The organism is Geobacillus sp. BMUD (assembly GCF_013096845.1).
Taxonomy (GTDB): Bacteria; Bacillota; Bacilli; order Bacillales; family Anoxybacillaceae; genus Geobacillus; species Geobacillus vulcani.
On sequence record NZ_SDLA01000002.1, the window covers coordinates 284,788 to 307,400 of the forward strand.

Annotated in this window: 21 protein-coding genes; 7 read left to right on the top strand and 14 right to left on the bottom strand. The window is 55.8% G+C overall.

Going from position 1 to position 22,613, the window contains the following annotated elements:
* Positions 1-80: 80 nt before the first annotated feature.
* A complete protein-coding gene (gene ytvI, locus ETC05_RS05190; protein WP_031407712.1) occupies positions 81-1,199 on the top strand; it encodes a sporulation integral membrane protein YtvI in 1,119 nt (372 codons plus the stop codon).
* Positions 1,200-1,580: 381 nt separating this feature from the next.
* Here the strand turns inward: ytvI and pyk are convergent, their stop codons facing one another.
* The 6 genes from pyk to dnaE all read right to left on the bottom strand — a co-directional run bounded on the left by pyk (position 1,581) and on the right by dnaE (position 10,501).
* Complete coding sequence (pyk, locus tag ETC05_RS05195; protein WP_031407710.1) at positions 1,581-3,344, bottom strand: pyruvate kinase; 1,764 nt, start codon at positions 3,342-3,344, stop codon at positions 1,581-1,583.
* 27 nt (positions 3,345-3,371) lie between these two features.
* Positions 3,372-4,331: a 6-phosphofructokinase gene (pfkA, locus tag ETC05_RS05200; protein WP_031407708.1), complete on the bottom strand. Its 960-nt coding sequence runs from the start codon at positions 4,329-4,331 to the stop codon at positions 3,372-3,374.
* A 279-nt stretch (positions 4,332-4,610) separates the two neighbouring features.
* Positions 4,611-5,588: an acetyl-CoA carboxylase carboxyl transferase subunit alpha gene (accA, locus tag ETC05_RS05205; RefSeq protein ID WP_031407706.1), complete on the bottom strand. Its 978-nt coding sequence runs from the start codon at positions 5,586-5,588 to the stop codon at positions 4,611-4,613.
* Positions 5,573-6,445, bottom strand: a complete 873-nt coding sequence (accD, locus tag ETC05_RS05210) for an acetyl-CoA carboxylase, carboxyltransferase subunit beta (protein ID WP_171660513.1) — start codon at positions 6,443-6,445, stop codon at positions 5,573-5,575. Before accD ends, accA begins: the two co-directional genes overlap by 16 nt.
* 39 nt (positions 6,446-6,484) lie before the next feature.
* Positions 6,485-7,090, bottom strand: a complete 606-nt coding sequence (locus ETC05_RS05215; RefSeq protein WP_253263954.1) for a FadR/GntR family transcriptional regulator — start codon at positions 7,088-7,090, stop codon at positions 6,485-6,487.
* 138 nt (positions 7,091-7,228) lie between these two features.
* Positions 7,229-10,501, bottom strand: coding sequence for a DNA polymerase III subunit alpha (dnaE, locus tag ETC05_RS05220; RefSeq protein WP_171660514.1), 3,273 nt, complete (start codon positions 10,499-10,501; stop codon positions 7,229-7,231).
* A gap of 118 nt (positions 10,502-10,619) precedes the next feature.
* Between dnaE and ytrH the strand changes: the two genes are divergently transcribed.
* Both ytrH and ytrI read left to right on the top strand, forming a co-directional pair.
* Positions 10,620-10,961, top strand: a complete 342-nt coding sequence (gene ytrH / locus ETC05_RS05225) for a sporulation membrane protein YtrH (protein ID WP_011232219.1) — start codon at positions 10,620-10,622, stop codon at positions 10,959-10,961.
* Positions 10,958-11,461: a sporulation membrane protein YtrI gene (ytrI, locus tag ETC05_RS05230; protein WP_171660515.1), complete on the top strand. Its 504-nt coding sequence runs from the start codon at positions 10,958-10,960 to the stop codon at positions 11,459-11,461. Before ytrH ends, ytrI begins: the two co-directional genes overlap by 4 nt.
* 138 nt (positions 11,462-11,599) lie before the next feature.
* Here the strand turns inward: ytrI and ETC05_RS05235 are convergent, their stop codons facing one another.
* Entirely contained in the window at positions 11,600-12,547 is a 948-nt protein-coding gene (locus ETC05_RS05235; protein ID WP_171660516.1) for a DHH family phosphoesterase, read from the bottom strand.
* A gap of 99 nt (positions 12,548-12,646) precedes the next feature.
* Between ETC05_RS05235 and ETC05_RS05240 the strand changes: the two genes are divergently transcribed.
* Positions 12,647-12,955 carry a YtpI family protein gene (locus ETC05_RS05240; protein ID WP_031407693.1) on the top strand — a complete coding sequence of 103 codons (309 nt, stop codon included), beginning with the start codon at positions 12,647-12,649 and terminating at the stop codon, positions 12,953-12,955.
* A gap of 87 nt (positions 12,956-13,042) precedes the next feature.
* Here ETC05_RS05240 and ETC05_RS05245 read toward each other — a convergent pair whose 3' ends face one another.
* Positions 13,043-14,350, bottom strand: coding sequence for a CBS domain-containing protein (locus ETC05_RS05245; RefSeq protein WP_031407691.1), 1,308 nt, complete (start codon positions 14,348-14,350; stop codon positions 13,043-13,045).
* A 116-nt stretch (positions 14,351-14,466) separates the two neighbouring features.
* Positions 14,467-15,147 (bottom strand): metal-dependent hydrolase, encoded by a 681-nt coding sequence (locus ETC05_RS05250; RefSeq protein WP_031407689.1) that lies wholly within the window; start codon positions 15,145-15,147, stop codon positions 14,467-14,469.
* Positions 15,148-15,287: 140 nt separating this feature from the next.
* On the opposite strand from ETC05_RS05250, the gene ETC05_RS05255 reads away from it, so the two are divergent.
* Entirely contained in the window at positions 15,288-16,382 is a 1,095-nt protein-coding gene (locus ETC05_RS05255) for a M24 family metallopeptidase (protein WP_031407687.1), read from the top strand.
* A 160-nt stretch (positions 16,383-16,542) separates the two neighbouring features.
* Here the strand turns inward: ETC05_RS05255 and ald are convergent, their stop codons facing one another.
* The 3 genes from ald to ETC05_RS05270 all read right to left on the bottom strand — a co-directional run bounded on the left by ald (position 16,543) and on the right by ETC05_RS05270 (position 18,748).
* On the bottom strand, positions 16,543-17,661 hold the full coding sequence (ald, locus tag ETC05_RS05260) for an alanine dehydrogenase (RefSeq protein WP_031407685.1): 1,119 nt from the start codon (positions 17,659-17,661) through the stop codon (positions 16,543-16,545).
* Between the two features lie 85 nt (positions 17,662-17,746).
* Complete coding sequence (locus tag ETC05_RS05265; RefSeq protein ID WP_031407683.1) at positions 17,747-18,511, bottom strand: SDR family oxidoreductase; 765 nt, start codon at positions 18,509-18,511, stop codon at positions 17,747-17,749.
* A 96-nt stretch (positions 18,512-18,607) separates the two neighbouring features.
* Positions 18,608-18,748, bottom strand: a complete 141-nt coding sequence (locus ETC05_RS05270) for a hypothetical protein (protein ID WP_167332997.1) — start codon at positions 18,746-18,748, stop codon at positions 18,608-18,610.
* 113 nt (positions 18,749-18,861) lie between these two features.
* Between ETC05_RS05270 and ETC05_RS05275 the strand changes: the two genes are divergently transcribed.
* A complete protein-coding gene (locus ETC05_RS05275; protein WP_031407681.1) occupies positions 18,862-19,308 on the top strand; it encodes a universal stress protein in 447 nt (148 codons plus the stop codon).
* A 42-nt stretch (positions 19,309-19,350) separates the two neighbouring features.
* On the opposite strand, the gene argH is transcribed toward ETC05_RS05275, so the two are convergent.
* Both argH and ETC05_RS05285 read right to left on the bottom strand, forming a co-directional pair.
* Complete coding sequence (gene argH / locus ETC05_RS05280; RefSeq protein WP_171660517.1) at positions 19,351-20,730, bottom strand: argininosuccinate lyase; 1,380 nt, start codon at positions 20,728-20,730, stop codon at positions 19,351-19,353.
* Positions 20,731-20,780: 50 nt separating this feature from the next.
* Positions 20,781-22,001: an argininosuccinate synthase gene (locus tag ETC05_RS05285; RefSeq protein WP_171660518.1), complete on the bottom strand. Its 1,221-nt coding sequence runs from the start codon at positions 21,999-22,001 to the stop codon at positions 20,781-20,783.
* A 181-nt stretch (positions 22,002-22,182) separates the two neighbouring features.
* On the opposite strand from ETC05_RS05285, the gene ETC05_RS05290 reads away from it, so the two are divergent.
* Complete coding sequence (locus ETC05_RS05290) at positions 22,183-22,518, top strand: hypothetical protein (RefSeq protein ID WP_171660519.1); 336 nt, start codon at positions 22,183-22,185, stop codon at positions 22,516-22,518.
* Positions 22,519-22,613 lie beyond the last annotated feature (95 nt).

Sequence of the window (22,613 nt, forward strand, 5' to 3'; positions counted from 1 at the left end):
TTCCTATGAAACTTGTCTTTTTGCTTCCCCGTAAGAAAACGTGTAATATATCAATATGGAACATCGTTGGAGGTGAAACATTGTCCCGAATATACGCTGAGCGTCTTTTGCGCTTTTTTCTCGTCGTCGCCGCTCTAGTCCTTGGCATCATCGCCGCATACTACATTTCGACCGTAACGTATCCGTTCATCATCGCCTTTTTCATCGCGATGATCATCAACCCGCTCGTCGATGTTTTGGAACGGAAGGCGAAAATGCCGCGGTGGCTCGCAGTCAGCGTCACGCTCATCATTTTGTTTGCCGCAGTCGCCGGTTTGGTCACGCTTCTCGTTGCTGAAATTGTTTCGGGAACGCAATATTTAGCCAACGTCGTGCCAGAAAAATTTCAAACATTGATCACATACATGGAGACGTTCGTCGCCGACCAAATCATCCCGATTTACAAAGATTTGGCCGGGATGTTTAAAAGTTTAAGCGCCGCCCAACAGGATACGATTATGCAAAATATTCAAGCCGTCGGAAAAAAAATTGGAACGACGGTTGGCGAATTTGTCCAGAGCATCCTGCAAAACATTCCGCAGCTCCTCGCTTGGCTGCCGAATGCCGCGACCGTATTTATTTTTTCGCTGCTGGCGACGTTTTTCATCAGCAAAGACTGGCACCGCTTAATGCGCATGGCCCAGCAATGGCTGCCGGCGAAAGCTCGCACAAGCGGAAAAACGGTGTTTCTCGACTTAAAGCGGGCGCTGTTTGGCTTTATCAAAGCGCAGGCGACGCTCATTTCGATTACGACCGTCATCGTGCTGATCGGCCTGCTGATTTTGCGCGTTGATTACGCGATTACGATCGCGTTGATCATCGGGTTCGTCGATCTTTTGCCATATTTGGGAACGGGGATTGTATTTGTTCCTTGGATCATTTACGCCGCTGTGAGCGGCAACATTCCGTTTGCGATTGGGCTTGGCGTGCTGTATATCGTTGTCCTCGTCCAACGGCAAATCATGGAGCCAAAAGTGCTTTCTTCAACGATCGGCCTCGACCCGCTCGCCACGCTCATCGCCTTGTTCGTCGGTTTCAAGCTGCTCGGTTTTCTCGGCTTGATTGCCGGTCCTGTCACGCTTGTCATCATCCGCACGCTCCATAGCGCCAATGTGTTTCGCGATCTTTGGCGCTTTATTATCGGCAAACCGACCGCGTAATCGAAGGGAGCTGTCTCAAAAGCTCGGCTTTCCCTAAATGGATATCGATCGTTTAACGTAATTTCCGACAGAAGTCTCCCACCTCAAGGAATGTGCAGGGCAAAGCCCAATGAGTAGGTGGGAGATGAATGTCGGTTGATGATCGCTGACGGATGTGGTCATCTATTGTTCGAACGGACGCCTTCGGAGCGAAGGAAAGCGTAAAGGGTTCTTGTGTGTGGCTTACCGTTCGGCGAACACGCACAAGTCGCTTGAAGCCTCCACCTCTAAGTGAAGCGTAGGTGGCGGGTAGTTCACTAAAAGTGCTTAATGCATATATATGGCGATACGAAAGGGTGTCCCGCTGCTTTTTGGGACACCCTTTTTTTGCTGCATCGTCCGTTACAACACGCTTGCATGGCCGCGGTACACGGCGCCAAAGCCGCCATCAACCGTGATCTCTTGCCCATCTTTAAACAAGTTGGTGGCATTTTCCACCCCGACGACGACCGGAATGCCAAGGCTTAAGCCGACGACCGCCGCATGGCTCGTCAATCCGCCTTCCTCGGTGATGATCGCCGCCGCTTTTTCGAGCGCCGGCATCATATCAGCATCGGTGCTGATGGTGACTAAAATGCCACCTTCTACCATTTTTCGGCATGCCTCTTCTGCCGTTTTGGCAACGACCGCCTTGCCGAACGCCGACTTGCGGCCGATGCCTTGCCCTTTGGCAAGCAAGTCGCTGATGACGTGCACTTTCATTAAGTTGGTCGATCCTGTTTCGCCGACCGGCACGCCGGCGGTGATGACGACCAAGTCGCCGTGCTTGACCAAGCCGGAGCGCACCGCTGCGTCGACCGCCACATCGAGCATTTCATCGGTCGTATTGACATGCGGGGCTTCTTTCGTATACACGCCCCAAATGAGCGCCAAGCGGCGCGACACTGCTTCGTTCGATGTCACGGCGATGATCGGTGCTTTCGGGCGGTATTTCGCCACCATCTGCGGTGTTTTCCCGCTCACCGTCGGTGTCACGATGGCCGCCACATCCAAATTGAGCGCCGTGTGAGCGACCGATTGGCCGATGGCATCGGTGATCGTCGTTCGGCTCTCTTTCGTGCGCTGGGACAAAATGTCGCGATGCTCCAACGCCTGCTCGGTGCGGAGGGCAATTTGGTGCATCGTTTTTACCGCTTCGACCGGATACTGGCCGGCTGCCGTTTCCCCGGAAAGCATGACGGCGTCCGTGCCGTCAAAAATGGCGTTGGCGACATCGCTTGCCTCCGCCCGCGTCGGCCGCGGATTTCGCTGCATCGAATCAAGCATTTGCGTCGCCGTGATGACCGGCTTGCCAAGCATGTTGCACTTTTTAATAAGCATTTTTTGAATGAGCGGCACTTCCTCAGCGGGAATCTCCACGCCAAGGTCACCGCGCGCCACCATGAGGCCGTCGGCGGCTTCCAAAATTTCATCGATGTTGGCGACGCCTTCTTCATTTTCAATTTTCGCGATGATTTGGATGTGCAGGGCGTCATTGGCCTCGAGCAGCTCACGGATTTCGAGCACATCAGACGCCCGACGCACAAACGAGGCAGCGATGAAGTCGATGCCTTGGCGGATGCCAAACAAAATATCCGCTCGATCTTTCTCGGTGATGCCCGGCAAATTGACACGCACGCCCGGAACATTGACTCCTTTTTTGTTTTTGAGCACGCCGCTGTTGAGCACGGTCGTGACAATTTCCCCAGCTTGCTTGTCGACCGCGTTGACTTCAAGGCCGATCAGTCCATCGTCGAGCAAAATTTTCGAACCAACGGACACATCATCAATCAGCCCCGGATAGGTGACCGAGATTTTTTCCGGCGTGCCAAGCACTTCGCTCACCGAAATGATGAGCTTGGCCCCCTCCTTCAGTTCGATGGCGCCGTTCTCCATATTGTGCGTGCGGATTTCCGGTCCTTTCGTATCGAGCAAAATGGCAACCGTTTGGCCCGTTCGCCGCGCCGCCTCGCGAATGTTGGCGATGCGCCGCCCGTGTTCCTCGTGATCGCCATGCGAAAAGTTGAGGCGCGCCACGTTCATCCCCGCTTCGATCAATTGCACGAGCTTGTCTACGCTCTCGCTTGCCGGCCCGATCGTACAGACGATTTTCGTTTTCCGCTTCATCACTTCTTCTTCCTTTCCCATCGGGAATTAAATCGACAGCTCTTTCGATAAGGCATACATGCGTTGATCGACGGTATGTGTTTTCGCTAACGCCTCGGCAATGTCATGGTCAACGATTTGGTTGTTTTGGATGCCAACGCAACGGCCGCCTTTGCCTTCAAGCAAAAGCTCGACCGCACGGGCGCCGAGGCGGCTCGCTAACACGCGGTCAAACGCCGTCGGCGATCCGCCGCGCTGCACATGGCCAAGCACCGTCACACGCGTCTCAAAGCCGGTCGCTTCTTGAATTTGCCGACCGAAGTCAACGCCGCTGCCGACTCCTTCGGCGACGATGATGATGCTGTGTTTTTTGCCGCGTTCATGACCGCGCTTCAGGCGAGCGATGATGTCGTCCATGTCGTAGTCCGCTTCCGGAATCAAAATCGTCTCCGCCCCGCCGGCAAGCCCCGACCATAACGCGATATCGCCGGCATGGCGGCCCATCACTTCGACGACGTACGTCCGTTCATGCGATGTCGCCGTGTCGCGGATTTTGTCAATGGCATCGATGACCGTATTGAGCGCTGTGTCAAAGCCGATCGTAAAATCGGTGCCCGGAATGTCGTTGTCGATCGTCCCGGGCACGCCGACGCACGGGAAGCCGTGCTCCGTCAATTTTTTCGCCCCTTGATACGACCCGTCGCCGCCGATGACGACCAGCCCTTCAATGCCGTGCTTTTTCAGCTGTTCGATCCCTTTTTTCTGTCCTTCTTCCGTCTTAAACTCCGGGCAACGGGCGGTGTAAAGGATGGTGCCGCCGCGATGGATGATGTCCCCGACATCCCCGACTTCCAACTTTTTGATATTACCGGCAATCAACCCGGCATACCCGTGGTAGATTCCGTACACCTCCACCCCATGATAAATCGCTTTGCGGACGACAGCGCGAATGGCCGCATTCATGCCCGGCGAGTCGCCGCCGCTTGTCAACACACCAATCCGTTTCATCGTTTCCACCTCATTTGCATCGAATTGCACACGTCCGACCTCATACGTCTTCTTGAACATTCCTAATGTACCATGAACAACTGCGGAACACAATATAGAAGCTATCGCTGAAACGGCTTACAAACGCAGTTTTCTCCGGTTGGTCCTCTTGTTCTTTCCACCAGTGCGGGCGGAAGAGAGGTTGGAAAACAAGCGGCCTGCTTGTCGATCACGCCATCCCACTGGGACAAAACCTCGCTGATGAGAAAAGCTGCCCCGCAGATGGAGACAGCTTTTTCCCTATCTTGCCCGAATCGTTTCCGGCAAAAACGACACTTGGCCCATTTGTTTAAATTTTTCGTAGCGCTGCCGGACGAGCTCTTCGCCGTCAAGCGCCAACAGCTGCTTGAGCGAACGACGCAGCACGCGGTCAATTTCCTTTGCCTGCTCGTCAGCGTCGCGGTGAGCGCCGCCTTTCACTTCTGGGATGATTTCATCAATGACGCCAAGCGCTTTTAAGTCATGGGCGGTGATTTTCATCGTTTCCGCCGCCCGCTGCGCCAATGAGGCGTCTTTCCACAAAATCGCCGCCGCCCCTTCCGGCGAGATGACCGAGTACGTGGAGTTTTCCAGCATATGAATATGGTTGCCGACGCCAAGCGCCAGCGCCCCGCCGCTTCCGCCCTCTCCGATGACGATGCAGACAACCGGCACGGTGAGCCCCGCCATTTCAAACAAGTTGCGGGCGATCGCCTCGCTTTGCCCGCGCTCTTCCGCCGCTTTCCCCGGATAGGCGCCTTTCGTGTCGATAAAGCAGATGATCGGCCGAGAAAACTTTTCCGCCTGTTTCATGAGCCGCAGCGCCTTCCGGTATCCTTCCGGATGCGGCATGCCAAAGTTGCGGCGCAAATTTTCTTTCGTATCTTTGCCGCGCTGGTGGCCGATGACCGTCACGGGGAGTCCATCGTATTTGGCGATGCCGCCGACGATCGCTTCGTCATCGCCAAAGCAGCGGTCGCCGTGGCACTCAAGAAAGTTCGTAAACAGCCGCTCGATGTAATCGAGCGTCGTCGGCCGCTGCGGATGGCGGGCGATTTGCACGCGATCCCATGGCGTCAAATTCGCATAAATCTCGTTTTCCAGCTTGGCGAGGCGCGCCTCAAGCTTTTCGATTTCCGCCGATAAGTCAACGTCTGCCGTTTTCATGAACTCTTTCAACTCTTGAATTTTGCGGCGCAGCTCGACAAGCGGTTTTTCGAATTCTAATTCCGCCACCATCCCTCTTCCCCTCCTTTTTGATGAAGATCCAAAACGACCGCAAGCGTTTCTTTCAGCTCGTGGCGGTGAATGACAGCATCCAACTGCCCGTGCTTCAGCAAAAACTCCGCCGTCTGGAAGTCTTCCGGCAGCTCTTCGCGCACCGTCTGCTCGATGACGCGGCGGCCGGCAAAACCAATGAGCGCCCCCGGTTCGGCAAAGTTATAATCCCCAAGCGAGGCAAAGCTCGCCGATACACCGCCGGTCGTCGGATGGGTCATGACGGAGATGAACAAGCCGCCGTCGTTGCTGAACCGTTTGAGCGCCGCGCTCGTTTTCGCCATTTGCATGAGGCTTAACACCCCTTCTTGCATGCGGGCGCCGCCGGAAGCGGTGAAAATGAGAAACGGCATCTGCTGTTCACGCGCCTGCTCGACGGCGCGGGTGATTTTTTCGCCGACAACCGATCCCATGCTGCCCATGCGGAACGACGAATCCATGACGGCAATGACGAGCGGATGGCCGTCAAGCGTCCCTTCGCCGGTGACGACCGCCTCGTTCAGTCCCGACTTGCGCCGGTCTTCTTCCAGTTTTTCTATGTAGCCCGGAAAGCCGAGCGGATTGACCGAGATCATATCGGCGTCATACTCGCGGAAGCTGCCGTCATCCAGAAGGCTTGCAATCCGTTCACGCGCCGGCATCGGGTGATGGTAGCCGCAGCTTAGGCAAACGCGCAAGTTTTTGACCAACTCTTTTGTATACATAATTTTCTTGCATTGCGGACATTTCGTCATCACGCCCTCCGGCACTTCATGCCTCACTTGTTCTGAAGGCAGCGGTGCATACTTTTTCTTTTTCCCAAACAAGTCTTTCCACACGAGGGAGCTCCTCCTTTGCGTTTTCGCCTCTCTACTACTTTATCGAAAATGGACATCATTGTTTGTCAAACGATGTCTGGCCTGTTTCGACAACGGCGAAGGCCGCTGCGCCTCCCAGACGGCGGCAATCTCCGCCGGATCTTGCCTTTCCAACGCGGCGAGCAGCTGTTCATAGCCGGCGTCGTCAAGGGGCGGCTCGGACGCAAACGAAGCAGCAAACCCCGACAGCACCCACCAAATGCGGGCGAGCAAAACATTGCCAGCCGCTTCGGCCACCGTCTCGAAAAATCGCGCGAAATCAATCGGTTTTTGACGAACGATTTTTTTTAACTCGTTTACGTCCACTGCGCTCCGGCGTCGGCATGCAAGCACAAGCAACAGGCGCTCAATGAGCCATTTTGTTTCCGCCCAATCGTCCTTCGCCCGTTCGTTTTCCAACAAAAACATCGCCAACAGGTCGATCGGCTGGCGGCTGCCGACCTCACGCATATACCTTCCCTCGCCACGCCGCGTTTCAATCAAGCCGAGAAATTCAAGCGCCCGCAACGCCTCGCGCACTGATGAACGCCCGACGCCGAGCCGTTCGGCCAGCTCTCGCTCCGACGGCAGCTTGTCGCCAGGGGCTAGGTTGTCTTCTATCATCATGCGGCGGATATGTTTCAACGTCTCCGCATATACGTTCTCGTCTTTGATACCATGATCCCTCTTCCTTCGCTTTATCCACTGGTCTGACCACCTAATGGTTATACGATATAACAAAATAATGAAATAGTAAAGAGCGATTTACTTGACGGCCACGCGTCCGAAGCCGAACAAGGAAAGCAGTTCATCGACAAGCAGCGCGGTGAGATCGGCCGCGTACCGTTCGGGAAGACGGAGAAGCTTCCGCTTTGCTTCGTCGTACAAATACACCGGGGTGCGGCCTCGGTGTCGTTCCAACAGCGGCTTCAGCGCGGCAAGACGCTCTTTGTCTTGGCGGCTGACGTCGATATACAGCGCCGACGCCGTCAAGCGTTCGGCTCGGCGGATGGTGAGCTGGGGCCGTCCGCCACGCGCGTCGACCGTTCCAGCAAGCAACACGAAATTTCCTTCCTTGAGTTCATCGGACGCCCGGCGATAAACGGCCGGAAACGCCACCGCCTCCAATTCCCCACTTTCATCGCTCACCGTCAGAAACGCCATCTCTTCACCAAATTTCGTTCTCGTTTTCCGCAGACGGACGATTGATCCGCCGACAAACGCCGACGACCGTTGCACCTCAGCAACAGGCGCCGCTCCAGCCGCTTGCAGCAACGGGCGAAGCACCACCGCCGGGTGCGGGGTGACAGCGAAGCCAAGAAACTCCGCTTCCCGCCGACGCCGCTCAGCCGGCGATAGGGGAGGCGCATCAGCGCATTTCGGCTTTAACGACAGCCCTCCGGCTTGCAGCGCCTGAACCCATTGCGCATGTTCGATCGCAACGTCAATGCTGGCAAGAAGCGAAGCCCGATCTGTGCCGAACTCGTCAAACGCCCCAACGGAAATCAGCGCCTCGAGCGCCGGGCGCCCGAGGCCTTTTGGCAGCAGGCGGACGGCGAAATCGAAGAAATCAGCAAACGGCCCGTTCGCGTTCCGCTCTCGGACAATCACCTTCGCCGCTTGGCCGACTTGCTTGACCATCGCGAGCCCCAGGCGAATGGCGCCCCCTTCGATCGAAGCATGAACCCCGCTTTCATTGACCGATGGCGAGAGAACGCGGATGCCTTTATGCGCCGCCTCCCGATAGTACAACGCGGCTTTTTCCCGGTCTCCGGAAGCGCCATCAAGCATGACCGCATAAAAACAGAGCGGGTGATGGGCTTTCATATAAGCCATGGCATAGGACAACCGCGCATAGCTGACCGCGTGGCTTCGGTTGAAGCCGTAATCGGCGAAACGGGCGATGTGCTGATACAATTCTTCAGCGATTTCTTGCGGATAGCCGTTCGCCGCGCAACCGGCGATAAACGCCTGGCGCCGCTCATCAAGCAGCGCTTTTTCTTTTTTCGCCACCGCCCGGCGCAGCACGTCCGCTTGTCCGAGCGAAAAGCCGGCAAGCCGGGCGGCGATTTGCATAATTTGCTCCTGATAGATCAATACCCCGTATGTCGGCGCCAAAATCGGCGCAAGGTCGGGATGGATGTACTCGACCGGCTCCTCGCCGCGCTTGCGCCGGATGTAAACGGGGATCATTTGCATCGGCCCCGGTCGATACAAAGCATTGACGGCGACGACATCTTCAAACTCGGACGGCTGCAGCTCGGCGAGAATGCGTTTCATCCCGCTTGATTCGAGCTGGAAAACGCCGTTTGTATCCCCAGCGCCAAGCAGTGCGTACGTTTTTTTATCATCGAGCGGCAGCGTGCGGATGTCAAACGGCTTTCCCGTCTGCCGCTCGATCAAGCGCGCGATCTGCCCGATCAACGTGAGCGTGCGCAAACCGAGAAAGTCAATTTTCAACAATCCGAGCGCTTCAAGCGCCCCCATGGCGTATTGCGTCAACGGCCATTCGCCATGGCTTGGCTGCAACGGCACAAGGCGCACAAGCGGCTCCGGGCTGATGATGACGCCGGCGGCGTGAATCGACGTATGGCGCGGCAGCCCTTCCAGTTTTTGCGCGACAGCGAACCATTCTTCCCCTTGAGGAACGGCAGCCATCGCGCGGCGAAACGCGGCGGACTCGGCATGCCATTGGCGGAGCGTCACACTTGGTTTGTTCGGCAGCAGTGAAGCGATCTGTTCCACCTCCCCCACAGGGATGCCAAGCGCTTTGGCCGTCTCGCGCAGCGCCGCCTTGGCGCCGAACGTGCCGAACGTAATGATTTGCGCGACGCGATCGCGCCCGTATTTATCCGCCACATAGCGAATCACTTCCTCGCGCCGGTCATCGGGAAAATCGAGGTCAATATCAGGCACCGACACCCGCTCCGGGTTTAAAAACCGTTCAAACAAAAGTCCGTACTTGATCGGGTCAACGTCGGTGATTGACAGAGCATAGGCGACGAGAGACCCGGCCGCCGAACCTCGGCCCGGGCCGGTTAAGATGCCGCGCCGGCGGGCGTAGTCGACCACATCGGCGACGATCAAAAAATAGTCGCTGAAATGAAGCGACTGAATGATGTCAAGCTCATGCGCGAGGCGCCGCCGATAGCGCTCATCGGCCGACGGCACACGGCGGGCGAGCCCTTGTTCGCACAGGCTGCGCAAATAACGGTCGGCCGTTTCTCCGTCCGGAACGGGGTACGCCGGCAGCCGCCAGCCGCCAAACTCGATCTGCAGCTCGCATTGATCAGCGATCGCCAAGCTGTTCTTCAGCGCCTCGGGCAAGTCGGCAAACCGCCGCGCCATCTCCTCTCGCCCCGCCAAATAGCGGCTGTCATCGTCCTCAATGTCAGCGAGCAGCGCGCCGCGGTCGATGGCCTGCAAACAGCGCCACGCCACGGCATCACTGCGCTCCACATAACGGACGTCGTTCGTTGCCACGATCGGCACGCCAGTTTCCTCCGCCAGTTGCAACAACCCTGCTTCATACAGGGCGCGCGTTTGCTCGCCGCGCTGAACGGCGACATACAGCCGTCCAGGAAACAACCGCTGGTAGCGAACAAGCGCCTCTTTCGCCCGCTCCCATTCCCCAGCGGCCATAAGCGACTCGACGCGTCCCTCGCTTCCGGGAGTGATGGCGATGATTCCACCGCTTAAACGTACAAGAGCAGCTTCCTCAACATACTTTGTTTCCCCCATTTGCATCATGGTGCTGATTTCAAGCAAATGCCGGTATCCCTCTTCATTGGCGGCCAACAGCACGAGCGGAAACGCCTCGTCCCCAAAAAGAGCGACATCAGCCGTCATGCCGATGATCGGGCGGATGCCGTGGCGCTGGCATTCCCGGTAAAAGGAAACGGCGCCATACAGCACATTCCGGTCAGTGAGCGCAAGCGCTTGATAGCCAAGTTGCTTCGCCCTCGCTACAAGCCCCTCCACCGTCGCCGCACTTTGAAACAAACTGTATCCGCTCAACACATGCAAGTGGACGAACATAGTGACCATCCCTCCCTCATCCGTGCGCTTGACGGGCGAAAACTTCTCTTTCGGCTACATACTCCGTCCACCCTATCGATATACATAGATAAGAGAGAAAGAAAGGACGGGAAAACGCATGAACGAAAAAGCGGCCTTTTTGCCGGCGTTTATTCAAAGCTATTTTATCGCCGTCGGCGTGCTGCTTGGCGGCGCCATCATCGGCGCGCTCGGCGCGTTTTTGAGCGGCGGCCAGCCGTTGACGGCCATGTACCGATTTGCCGGCGATTTGCGCATTTGGGCGGTCGTCGCCGCCATCGGCGGGACGTTTGACACGTTTTACGTCGTTGAGCGAGGGCTGTTTTTAGGGGAAACGAAAGACATCGTGCGGCAATTTTTGCTCATTTTGTCCGCTATGGGCGGAGCACAGACGGGAGTGGCCATCATTACGTGGCTGACACAGGAGCACATTTCGCCATGAGAATTCCTCCGTACTACCAATCCCCGTCATGGCAACGCTTTTTCGCCGGCGCGGCGATCGGAGCGCTCATCAGCTGGTTTGTCTTTTTGTATGTTTTCGGCGTCTTGCAGGAAAAACAAGTGCGGCACGTCAATGAGCTCAACGAACAGATCGCCGATTTGCAAAACGAAATTCGCATTTGGCAGGAAGACTATATTCATTACAACAAGGAAATGAAAAAAAAGCTGACCGTGCAGGACGTTTCCGTCCATCTCGCCAACGCCGAGCAATATAAACTTGATTCATACACGACGTTTCGCATTGAAGACAGCGTCAAAGAAGATTTGTCCCATTTGATTACGAAAGATATCGAAACGGTGTACAACAGCCGCGAACTGATTGAGCGGGCGATTGAAAACAAAACGTATACGATCCACGAGAAGCGATACCGGCTTGAACTCCACACACTCACGATCTTTACCTTGCTGGCCGTCGAAGTCAAGCTGACGCCGCTTCCATAGAGCGCTCCTTGCCGCCGCGGCGATGCCAAACAAGCGCGTCTTGAGGGAAAAGAGGGTGTCCTGAAAGCCTTCAGGACACCTTCTCTTATCAACATGACGCTTCGCCGAAACAACATTTTCTAAAACCATCCGGGTTCGTCACCGCTCAGCCCGGCAGACTTCTTTTACATCTTCCATCACGCGATCCGCTTCCTCCCAAGAAGCAATGGACGCGCCGGCTGCGAGCGGATGGCCGCCGCCGCCGTAGCGTTTGGCAACGACATTGATGATGGGGCCTTTGGAACGGAAGCGGACGCGGATTTCCCGTTCTTCCTCTACAAAAAACACCCAAGCGACGATGCCGTCAATATTGCCGAGCAAACTGACGAGCTGCGACGCCTCAAGCGGGGTGACTCCATATTCCTCAAGCAGCGCCCGCGGCATTTTGACGGCCGCCACTCCTTCCTCGATCGTAAAGTTCGACAGCACATAGCCGCTTAAGCGGGCAAGCGGCAAGCTCGTTCGATACAATCCGTCGTACAATTCCGTCAGCGAAAAGCCGTACGAAATGAGCTCCCCAGCGTAGCGGAACGTTTTTTCGCTCGTGCGCGGAAATAAAAAGCGGCCCGTATCGCCGACAATGCCGGCGTAAATGAGGCGCGCCGCCTCAGCGGTCATCGTCAGCCCTTCATCTTTCCCCGCCAAATACAACTCATAAATCATCTCGCTGGTCGAACTGGCGTCGGTGTCGACCCACATGATGTCGCCATACGGCGTGTCGTTCGGATGATGATCGATTTTAATGAGCTTTCGCCCGAGCCGATAGCGGCTGTCGCAAATCCGTTCTTCATTCGCCGTGTCGCAGACGATGACGAGCGCCTGCTCATAGACCACATCGTCAATGACATCCATTTGGCGTAAAAATGACAACGACGGGTCGTCCGTCCCCACCGCATACACCCGCTTTTTTGGAAACGACGCCCGCAACAGCGCCGCCAACCCGCCTTGCGACCCGTACGCGTCCGGATCCGGACGCACGTGGCGGTGGATGATGATCGTGTCAAATTCACGAATCGCATCAAGAATTTGTTGATGAACCGGTTTCATTTGTTTTTCCCCTTTAGTCACCTGTCATAGTCAACCGCTGGCCTTTTTCCCTGCTTCTATGTACAATGGAAAAAGAAATGGACAACGGAGGGATCAACCATGCCAGCCCTGGTTATTTTCATTATATTTTCCTTTTCGTTTTACGTCTATTATAAAATCCGCTACGTCCGTTCCGAACGTCCGATCGAGCGCCGCTTTCTCTCGGCGAAATCGAGCATGGCGCTCGGACTGTTCGTCGCCTTGTTCGGGATCAACCAATTGTTTTTGTATCAGACAATGGTGACGTATATCATCTCCGCCATTTTTATCATCTTAGGCTTCGGCAGCGTCTGGGCCGGCTACCGCGCCTACCGCTACTACTTGCCGCAGGCGGTCGAAGAGGCGGAGGAGGCGGCCAAACAAAGGTAATGTCGTTTGGCGTATACACCGGCCAACGGTACAAGGAAAAGGATGTCCCCATAAGAAAGTGGGCATCCTTTTCGTTTGCCTTCCCGTTTACCGGTCGATCAGCTGGCACATCATCATCGCTTTGCCGACAAGATCGCCTTCGTTATACACTTCGACATCCACTTTCCCGAACTTGCGCCCGAGCTCTAAAAGCTTTGCCCGCACGTCGACCGTGCTGTCGATTTGCACCGGTTTGATGAAGTAGACAGTGATGTTTTCCATCACCAAATCGCCGCGTTTGTACGCCCGAAGCATGCGCGCCGCCGCTTCGGTGACGATCGTCGTAAACACGCCGTACGAGAGCGTCCCTAAATAGTTCGTCATCTGCGGCGTGATCGTGCAGCGGAACAGCGTTTCTTTGTCGCCTGACTCACGAAACTGAGCAGTGATGAGATCATCGATCGTCTCCCCGACTTGCGGCTGGCGCTGCGCCATTTGCAGCGCTTTTAACACGTCTTGGCGGCTGATGATTCCTTGCAGCCGGTTATAGTCATCCACCACCGGGAGAAGCTCAATTCCTTCCCATACCATGATATGAGAAGCGAACGCAACGGATGTTTTCCCGTTCACCGTAATCGGCTGCTTCGTCATCACTTTTTCGATCGGCAGCTGCCGATCGACATCCAGCACGTCTTTTGCCGTCACAACCCCTTGCACTTTCAACTCATCATCGACGACCGGGAATCGGCTGTGGCGTGTTTCCTTGTTTAGTGCGTACCAGCGCTCAACCGGATCATTGACGCGCAAGTATGCTGTCTTGTCAAGCGGAATGAGAATATCCTCGACCAACACAATTTCTTTTTTGATGAGCTGGTCGTAAATCGCCCGGTTGATCATTGTCGCGACCGTAAACGTGTCATAGCTCGTCGAAATGATCGGCAGCTGCCGCTCATCGGCGAGCTTTTTGACGTGGTCGGCCGTGTCAAACCCGCCCGTGATGAGCACCGCCGCCCCGGCTTGAAGCGCCAGCTCGTGCGCCTTCGTCCGGTTGCCGACGATCAACAGATCCCCTGCACCGGTATAGCGCATCATCGCCTCAAGCTGCATGGCGCCGATGACAAAGCGGTTGAGCGTCTTATGCAGCCCTTCACGTCCGCCAAGCACCTGCCCGTCCACAATGTTGACGACCTCGGCATACGTGAGCTTCTCAATGTTTTCCTTCCGCTTCTTCTCAATCCGGATCGTGCCGACGCGTTCAATCGTGCTCACATACCCTTTGTTCTCGGCATCCTTGATCGCCCGGTACGCCGTTCCTTCGCTCACGCCCATTTCCTTGGCAATTTGCCGGACAGAAATTTTTTCACCAATCGGCAGCCGGTGGATATATTCCAAAATTTGCTCGTGTTTTGTCGCCAACGGTTCTTCACCCTTTACGCGTTGTTACTTTCATTATACCGGGCCAAGCGGCGGGGATTCAACGGTCGCGCCGACCATTAGAAAGCGCCCTTCCCAAAGCGGGAAGAGCGCCTCTGTTACAGCTCGATGCTTTCTCCTGGTTTCAACGCGCGGCCAACGCCCGGCGGAAGGAGCGAGATGAACCGCTCGGGATCTTGGGCAATCGGCGGGAACGTGTTGTAATGGATCGGCACGACCAGTTTGGCTCCGAGCCACTCGGCGGCAACAGCCGCATCTTCCGGCCCCATCGTGAAGCTGTCCCCAATCGGCAGGAAAGCGACATCGATGTGATGGCGCTCGCCGATCAGTTTCATGTCGGAAAACAGTCCGGTGTCGCCGGCATGGTAAATCGTTTTGCCTTCGGCAGTGAACAAAATGCCGGTCGGCATGCCTAAATAAATGATTTGCTTGTCATTCGTCACAAACCCGGAGCTGTGGAACGCCTGCGTAAACTTGACCGTGCCAAAGTCAAATTCGCGCGCCCCGCCGATGTTCATGCCAAACGTCTCGACGCCTTGCCAGCTTAAATACGTCGCCAACTCAAACGTCGCCACGACAAGGGCGTTGTTCCGCTTTGCGATCTCCACCGTATCGCCGACATGATCCCCGTGCCCATGAGTCAACAAAATGACATCCGCTTTCACATCCGCTGCGTTTAAATCGGTCGTCGTATTGCCGGTGATGAACGGGTCGATCAAAATCGTTTTTCCGTTCGTCTCAATGCGGACAACCGAATGGCCGTGGTAGCTGATTTTCATCGCCACATCTCTCCTTTCCACTACACATGTTTCGCCGCCGCCCATCCATTTCCTTCTTTTCCCGCCTGCCCATTTACAAGCGGCCTGTTTCTTGGTACGCTCAAAATGGACAACAGCAAAAATAAGGAAGGAAGGGAACGATGAACAAACGGCTGCAAGCATTTTCCTCTTGGCTTCAACATCAACATAGTTCATTCGCCTTCATCACGTCAAGCGCGAACGTGTTTTATTTGAGCGGATTTTGGTGCGACCCGCACGAACGGCTGTTGGCGCTTTTGGTTTTCCCTGACGGCGAACCGGCGCTCGTTTGCCCGCAAATGGAGGTCACGCGCGCCCGCCGGAGCGGCTTTGGGTGTACGGTGATCGGCTATGACGACAGCGCCGACCCGTGGGACGAGATCCGCCGCCATCTCGAAGCGCGCGGCATCAAGGCTGTCTCGATTGCCGTCGAAAAAAACGATTTGTCGTTCGCCCGCTTCGAGCGGCTCTCGGCGTTGTTTCCAAACGCCAAATGGCACGACGCCGAAGAAAAACTGCGCCAGCTTCGCCTCTTAAAAGACGAACAGGAAATGGCGCTTTTGCGCCAGGCGGCGAAGTTGGCCGACAAGGCGGTCGAAATCGGCGTATCGGCCATCCGCCCCGGCGTGACGGAGCTCGAACTTGTCGCCGTCATTGAATATGAGCTGAAAAAACTCGGCGTCGAAGGGATGTCGTTCCCCACGACTGTGCTCACGGGCGCGAAAACGGCCGACCCGCACGGCGTACCGGGAACGACGGCGATCGCACCGGGTGATTTCGTCTTGTTCGATTTAGGCGTCATCGTGGACGGGTATTGCTCCGACATTACCCGCACCGTCGTCTGCCAGACGGCGAGCGACGAACAGCGGCTCATTTACGACACCGTCCGGCGCGCCCAGCAGGCAGCGATCGACGCCTGCTGCCCGCAAACCGCGATGAAGGAGATCGACCGCGCCGCCCGCAACATCATCGAACAAGCCGGCTACGGCCCGTATTTCACCCACCGCGTCGGCCACGGCTTAGGGATCGAAATCCACGAATACCCGTCACTTCATGGCGCCAACACCGAACCGCTTGCCCCCGGCATGGTGTTTACGATCGAACCGGGCATTTACATTCCGTCCATCGGCGGCGTGCGCATTGAGGACGACGTCGCGGTTACGGATCACGGAGTTGAGGTGTTGACGTCGTTTTCGAAGGAATTGCTCATTGTCTAACAAGAGGGGGCACTGGCAAAGGCGGCCGCGAATGAGCGCATCAAAAAAGCTGTCCGCCGGCTCTGTCCGATCTCGACCGTCAATAGACAAGCGCAAAAAGGCCTCTCCCCTTTTTTGAATCAAGGGCGAGAGGCCTGGCCTAGCCGCTGTCGAACCCGGTTCATCCTCGCAGCAACGAATGAACATCCGTATACGGCATGTTGTGCGCCGCCGCCACTGCTTCATACACGATGTGCCCGTCAAGCGTGTTGATCCCTTTCAACAGCGCCGGATTGTCAAGGCAAGCGGCGCGGTAGCCTTTGTTGGCGATTTGCAAAGCATAGGGGATCGTGACGTTCGTCAGCGCGAATGTCGACGTGCGCGGGACAGCGCCCGGCATGTTGGCAACCGCGTAATGGACGACGCCGTGCTTGACATATGTTGGATCGTCGTGCGTCGTGACGCGGTCGGTTGTTTCAAAAATGCCGCCTTGGTCAATGGCGACGTCGACCAACACCGAGCCTGGCATCATCGAGCGCACCATTTCTTCCGTCACCAGCTTCGGCGCTTTCGCCCCTGGGATGAGAACAGCACCGACGACCAAATCCGATTCGCGCACGCATTCAGCGATATGGTACGAGTTGGACATCAATGTCGTTACCTGATCGCCGAACAAATCATCGAGCTCGCGCAGCCGCTCAGCGTTAATGTCCAAAATGGTCACATCCGCCCCAAGGCCGACTGCGATTTTCGCCGCGTTCGTTCCCGCCGTTCCGCCGCCGATGATCGTCACTTTGCCGCGCCGCACCCCGGGGACGCCGCCAAGCAAAACACCTTTCCCGCCGTGCGGCTTCTCGAGAAACTGGGCGCCGACTTGCACCGACATGCGGCCGGCGACTTCGCTCATCGGCGTCAACAGCGGCAGCGATCCGTTCTCAAGCTGCACCGTCTCGTAAGCGATGCCGACCACCTTTTGCTCGACGAGCGCTTTCGTGAGCGCTTCGGCCGCGGCCAAGTGCAAATACGTAAACAAAATGAGCCCAGGACGGAAATAGCGGAACTCTTCCGGGAGAGGCTCCTTCACTTTCAACACCATCTCCGCCGCCCAGGCATCTTCCGCGTTCGACACGATCACCGCTCCGGCTTTTTCATACTCGGAATCGGAAAACCCCGACCCAGCGCCGGCTTCTGTCTCCACATACACGTCATGCCCGGCTTTGACGAGCGTCATCACGCCAGCCGGGGTGATGGCGACGCGGTTTTCATTGTTTTTGATTTCTTTTGGAATGCCGATCTTCATCGCTTTTTCCTCCTTTTTCCTTCCCGCTTCTCCTTTTATTGTGCCCCGTTTCGCGCGAAAGCAAACGAAAAAGGAGGCGCTGTTCTCAACGGAAAAAGTGGCGGTAAATGACGTTCGCTCCACCGGTGACGTCAATGACGGCGCCGGTGATGAAGTCGGAATCGTCGTCGCACAAGAACGCGATGACGCGGGCGATATCTTCGCCGGTGCCCGGGCGTCCAATGGGCGTTTCGTCGTCGCGCTTTTTGCGGGCATCGGCGATCCCGGCCTCTTTCATCTCGCCGACAATGTTGCCCGGGCACACCATATTGGCGGTGATGCCGTACTCCGCCTCTTCGAGGGCGATCGTTTTCGTCAACGACACCAACCCGACTTTCGCCGCGCCGAACGCCGAGCGGTGCACCCAGCCCGGGGCATCCGCCGCTCCTTGAAATCCGTACGTAATGATGCGGCCAAACCTCTGTTTTCGCATAATCGGGATCGTCCGTCTCACTAAATGGAAGACCGAGCTCAAATTGCCTTCAATCATTTCATACCATTCGTCTTCCGTATAATCGGCCAGCTTTTTCCGCTCGAAAATGTACGGTCCCGCGTTGTTAATCAAACAGTCAATGCGGCCGAACTGCTCCATGGCGGCGTCCACGATCCGTGATAAATCCTCTTTGTTCGTCACATCGCCTTGCACAAACTGGAGGCGGTCAGCGGCGCCGCGGTACTTCTCGGCAAGCGAGCGCACCGCCTGTTCATCGCTCCGGTAGTTCACCGTCACCGAGTAGCCTTTATCAAGCAGCAGCTCGGTCACTTTTCTCCCCAATCCTTTCGCTCCGGCCGTAATCAAGGCGTGCCGCACCCTTCTCCCTCCTCGTCGCGATTTGCTGTCTCATTTTTACTTTACTACAAACCGGGGCGAATACAAAAAAATAACCATAACGCATAGGCGCTATGGCTATTCACCGACTTCGCGGCGCGGGTCGTAATGCGATTCATCATCGTCAACCATGCCGCTTTCATACGACTCAGTAATTTGCTCGGTGATCGTCCGCACTTCCTCCTCGTCGTACTGCCAGTCGTTATACCGCTTTTCCATTGCTCTTCCTCCCCTGTTCACAAAATCTCAATTATATGGCCTAGTTTCTCGTCAAAGGGCGATGGGTATACCATATATAGAGATAGCATTTTTCACCAAAGGGAGGGGAGAGCATGACCATGACGTACCAAACGATCGTCGTCGCCGTCGATGGGTCAAAAGAAGCGGAATGGGCGTTGAAAAAAGCGATCCAAATCGCCAAACGAAACGGAGCGAAACTCATTTTGTCCCACATCATCGATGTGCGCGGGTTCACAACCGTTCAAGCGCACGATTACATCCTCGCCGAACGGTCGGAGCAATATGCGAACGAGCTGCTCGAACGGTATAAAAACGAGGTCATCGCCGCCGGACTCAACGATGTCGAGACCGACATCGAATTCGGCTCGCCGAAAGCGAAAATCGCGAAAGAGGTGGCTCCGAAATACAAAGCCGATTTGATCATTTGCGGGGCAACCGGGTTAAACACCGTCGAACGGCTGCTCATTGGCAGCGTCTCAGAAAACATCGTCCGCCATGCGGAATGTGACGTGCTCGTTGTCCGGACGCCAAAAGAGTAAAAGTTGCCCCCATTGATACGGCCAAAAAAGAACACCCCGCCGTTACGGGGTGCTAAACAACTGTTTCGCCTTCGCCAGCGCCGCGCGCACTTCGGCAAAACCGGTGCCGCCGGCGCTGTTGCGGCGGTTGACGGCCGTGCGCGGGTTCAAGGCGTCATAAATGTCTTCTTCAAAGAGCGGCGACGCTTCTTGATACACCTCAAGCGGCAAATCGGCCAAAAAGACGCCTTGTTCGATGCAGCGCAAGACGAGCTTGCCGACGATTTCATGCGCTTCGCGGAACGGCACGCCTTTGGCGGCCAAGTAGTCGGCGAGCTCCGTGGCGTTCGAAAAGTCTTGTTTCGTCGCCCGCTCCATGACGTCCGCGCGCACGTTCATCGTTTCAATCATGCCAGTGAAAATTTTCAGCGACCCGATGACCGTCTTCACCGTATCAAACATGCCTTCTTTATCCTCTTGCATATCTTTGTTGTAAGCAAGCGGCAGCCCTTTCATCACCGTGAGGAGCGCCATTAAGTGGCCGTACACGCGGCCCGTTTTGCCGCGGATGAGCTCGGCCATGTCCGGGTTTTTCTTTTGCGGCATAATGCTGCTGCCGGTCGCGAATGCGTCATCGAGCTCAATGAACTGGAACTCTTGGCTTGACCAAAGGATGAGTTCCTCAGCGAGCCGCGACAAGTGCATCATGAGCATCGAACTGTTGCTTAAAAATTCGATGATGAAATCGCGGTCGCTCACGGCGTCCAAGCTGTTTTCGTAAATATCGGCAAAGCCCAAAAGCTCCGCCGTCCGCTGCCGGTCGATCGGAAACGTCGTGCCGGCGAGCGCACCGGCGCCAAGCGGCGACTTGTTGATGCGCTTTTGCGACTCAGAAAATCGCTCATAATCGCGCTCCAACATCCAAACATACGCCAGCAGATGGTGGGCAAACGAAATCGGCTGCGCCCGCTGCAAATGCGTATACCCCGGCATGATCGTTTCAACATGCTTCTCGGCCTGAGCCGCCAACGCCCGCTGCAGCCCGCGGATGAGGCCGAGAATCTCTTCGACGCGCTTGCGCAAATATAGATGCATATCGGTCGCCACTTGGTCGTTCCGGCTCCGTCCGGTGTGCAGCTTGCCGCCGACCGGGCCGATGTCGTCAATCAACATTTTTTCAATGTTTAAATGAATGTCTTCATACGCGACGGAAAACTCGAGCTCCCCCCGCTTCGCTTTTTCGAGCAGGCGCAAAAGCCCGCCTTTAATTTTTTCGACGTCGTCCGCCGGCAGGATGCCGCACTCGCCGAGCATCGTCACATGGGCGAGGCTGCCTTCAATATCTTCTTCGACGAGCTCTTGGTCGAACGGGATCGACGCGCCAAACTCGTCGACCCATTCTTCCGCTGTTTTCGTAAACCGTCCACCCCAAAGCTTTTTCACGCCTCACGCCGCAGAGGAATGCGACTTCCTCCTTCCTTTTCTCTCCATTTTTATTGGCCGGTCGACACCGACGCTTTGTTTTGCTTGTTCACGATGCTGTTGACTTTGGTCGGCAAGCCGTACAGCGAAATGAAGCCGACCGCCGCTTGATGGTCAAATTCATCTTCCGACGTGTACGTCGCCAATTTCTCATCGTAGAGCGAGAACGGCGATTTACGCCCTTCGACGATCGCATGGCCTTTAAACAGCTTCACGCGCACGACGCCGGTGACGTTTTTCTGCGTTTCTTTCAAAAACGCGACCAACGCGTCTTTAAGCGGCGAGAACCAAAGGCCGTTGTAAATGACTTCGGCGATTTTTTGCTCGATGAGCGGTTTGAAATGGGCGACTTCCCGCACAAGCGTCAAGTCTTCCAGCTCTTTATGCGCTTTGATCAACGTGATCGCCCCCGGGCATTCGTACACTTCGCGCGACTTGATGCCGACAAGGCGATTCTCAACATGGTCGATGCGGCCGACGCCGTGCTTGCCGGCGAGCGCGTTCAACTCCAAAATCAATTGCGCAAGCGGGTACGCGTTTCCGTTTAACGTCACCGGCACGCCTTGTTCAAAGCCGATCTCGATGACATCCGGCACATCCGGCGCGTTTTCAAGCGAAGCCGTCAGCTCGTACGCCTCTTCCGGCGGCGCGGCCCACGGATCTTCCAAAATGCCGCATTCGTTGCTGCGGCCCCATAAGTTTTGGTCGATCGAAAACGGGCTGTCCAGATCAACCGGGATCGGAATGCCGTGTTTTTTCGCGTATTCGATTTCTTCCTCGCGCGACCAGCTCCATTCGCGCACGGGGGCGATGACGTCCAAATCCGGATTGAGCGCTTTGATCGACACTTCAAAACGCACTTGGTCGTTCCCTTTCCCCGTGCAGCCGTGGGCGACCGCCACGGCGCCTTCGAGCTCGGCGATTTCGACGAGTTTTTTCGCGATGAGCGGACGCGACAGCGCCGAGACGAGCGGATATTTCCCTTCATACAGCGCATTCGCCTGCAAAGCGATGAGCGCATAGTCGTTTGCAAACTCGTCTTTGACGTCGATGACGTACGATTTGATCGCCCCGACTTTGAGCGCTTTTTCTTTCACGAAATCAAGATCTTTTCCTTCCCCAAGGTCCAGGCAGCACGCGATCACATCGTACCCGCGCTCCTGAAGCCACTTGATCGCCACCGATGTATCTAAACCACCAGAGTATGCCAGCACCAATTTCGGATTTGCCATGGTCGTTCTCCTCTCCTGTCACATAAATATACTTAAATATAAATAAATATTCAAATTGGATACATTAATCACTTTATCAGCTTTCGGCTCATTTTTCAATACGTATTCATGAAAAAGCATAAAAATTCCACCACGCTCTAAGGAGACGTTTTGTATAATAGAGGAAAAGGGGGACATGAGAATGAAGGGCATCTTCATCGAAGACAAACGGCTCGGCATCCGCGTGCCGCAGTTGGACAAACATTGGGAAGACTACAGCGCCGAGGAACAGGAGGCGATTTTGCTCGAGTGGGAAGCGATCCGCGGCTTGATCCCTGACCGCATCGCCGCGTTGGAACGGGAAATCAATGAAAAGCAAGACGCGCTCGGCCGCGAAACCGACTTCGAGCGCTCGTGCCGGCTGAATGCGGAAGTGGCCGAACTCGCTTCCATCATCAATGATTTGTGGATTTGGTATCGGATCAGTCCTACTATTTCCTTTGAAAAAGCAGCGGCGGTAAAAAGCAAAACACGCTGACGAAACCGGCCGCCTCTTTTTTGTCCAGGGCCTCGCCTGCCATCGTTGCCGGAGCTTTCGAGACCATCTGCTTTGCCTGTGTTGTGTGCAAACAG

Excerpts from the sequence above, each read along its gene's own strand:
- ETC05_RS05290 (WP_171660519.1), top strand. The coding sequence starts at position 22,183 with ATGAAGGGCATCTTCATCGAAGACAAACGGCTCGGCATCCGCGTGCCG.
- ETC05_RS05270 (WP_167332997.1), bottom strand. The coding sequence starts at position 18,748 with ATGGAAAAGCGGTATAACGACTGGCAGTACGACGAGGAGGAAGTGCGG.
- ETC05_RS05240 (WP_031407693.1), top strand. The coding sequence starts at position 12,647 with ATGCCAGCCCTGGTTATTTTCATTATATTTTCCTTTTCGTTTTACGTC.
- ETC05_RS05255 (WP_031407687.1), top strand. The coding sequence starts at position 15,288 with ATGAACAAACGGCTGCAAGCATTTTCCTCTTGGCTTCAACATCAACAT.
- pyk (WP_031407710.1), bottom strand. The coding sequence starts at position 3,344 with ATGAAGCGGAAAACGAAAATCGTCTGTACGATCGGGCCGGCAAGCGAG.
- dnaE (WP_171660514.1), bottom strand. The coding sequence starts at position 10,501 with ATGTTCGTCCACTTGCATGTGTTGAGCGGATACAGTTTGTTTCAAAGT.
- ETC05_RS05285 (WP_171660518.1), bottom strand. The coding sequence starts at position 22,001 with ATGGCAAATCCGAAATTGGTGCTGGCATACTCTGGTGGTTTAGATACA.
- pfkA (WP_031407708.1), bottom strand. The coding sequence starts at position 4,331 with ATGAAACGGATTGGTGTGTTGACAAGCGGCGGCGACTCGCCGGGCATG.
- ETC05_RS05250 (WP_031407689.1), bottom strand. The coding sequence starts at position 15,147 with ATGAAAATCAGCTACCACGGCCATTCGGTTGTCCGCATTGAGACGAAC.
- ETC05_RS05275 (WP_031407681.1), top strand. The coding sequence starts at position 18,862 with ATGACCATGACGTACCAAACGATCGTCGTCGCCGTCGATGGGTCAAAA.
- ytrH (WP_011232219.1), top strand. The coding sequence starts at position 10,620 with ATGAACGAAAAAGCGGCCTTTTTGCCGGCGTTTATTCAAAGCTATTTT.
- ETC05_RS05215 (WP_253263954.1), bottom strand. The coding sequence starts at position 7,090 with ATGATGATAGAAGACAACCTAGCCCCTGGCGACAAGCTGCCGTCGGAG.
- ald (WP_031407685.1), bottom strand. The coding sequence starts at position 17,661 with ATGAAGATCGGCATTCCAAAAGAAATCAAAAACAATGAAAACCGCGTC.
- accA (WP_031407706.1), bottom strand. The coding sequence starts at position 5,588 with ATGGTGGCGGAATTAGAATTCGAAAAACCGCTTGTCGAGCTGCGCCGC.
- ETC05_RS05235 (WP_171660516.1), bottom strand. The coding sequence starts at position 12,547 with ATGAAACCGGTTCATCAACAAATTCTTGATGCGATTCGTGAATTTGAC.
- ytrI (WP_171660515.1), top strand. The coding sequence starts at position 10,958 with ATGAGAATTCCTCCGTACTACCAATCCCCGTCATGGCAACGCTTTTTC.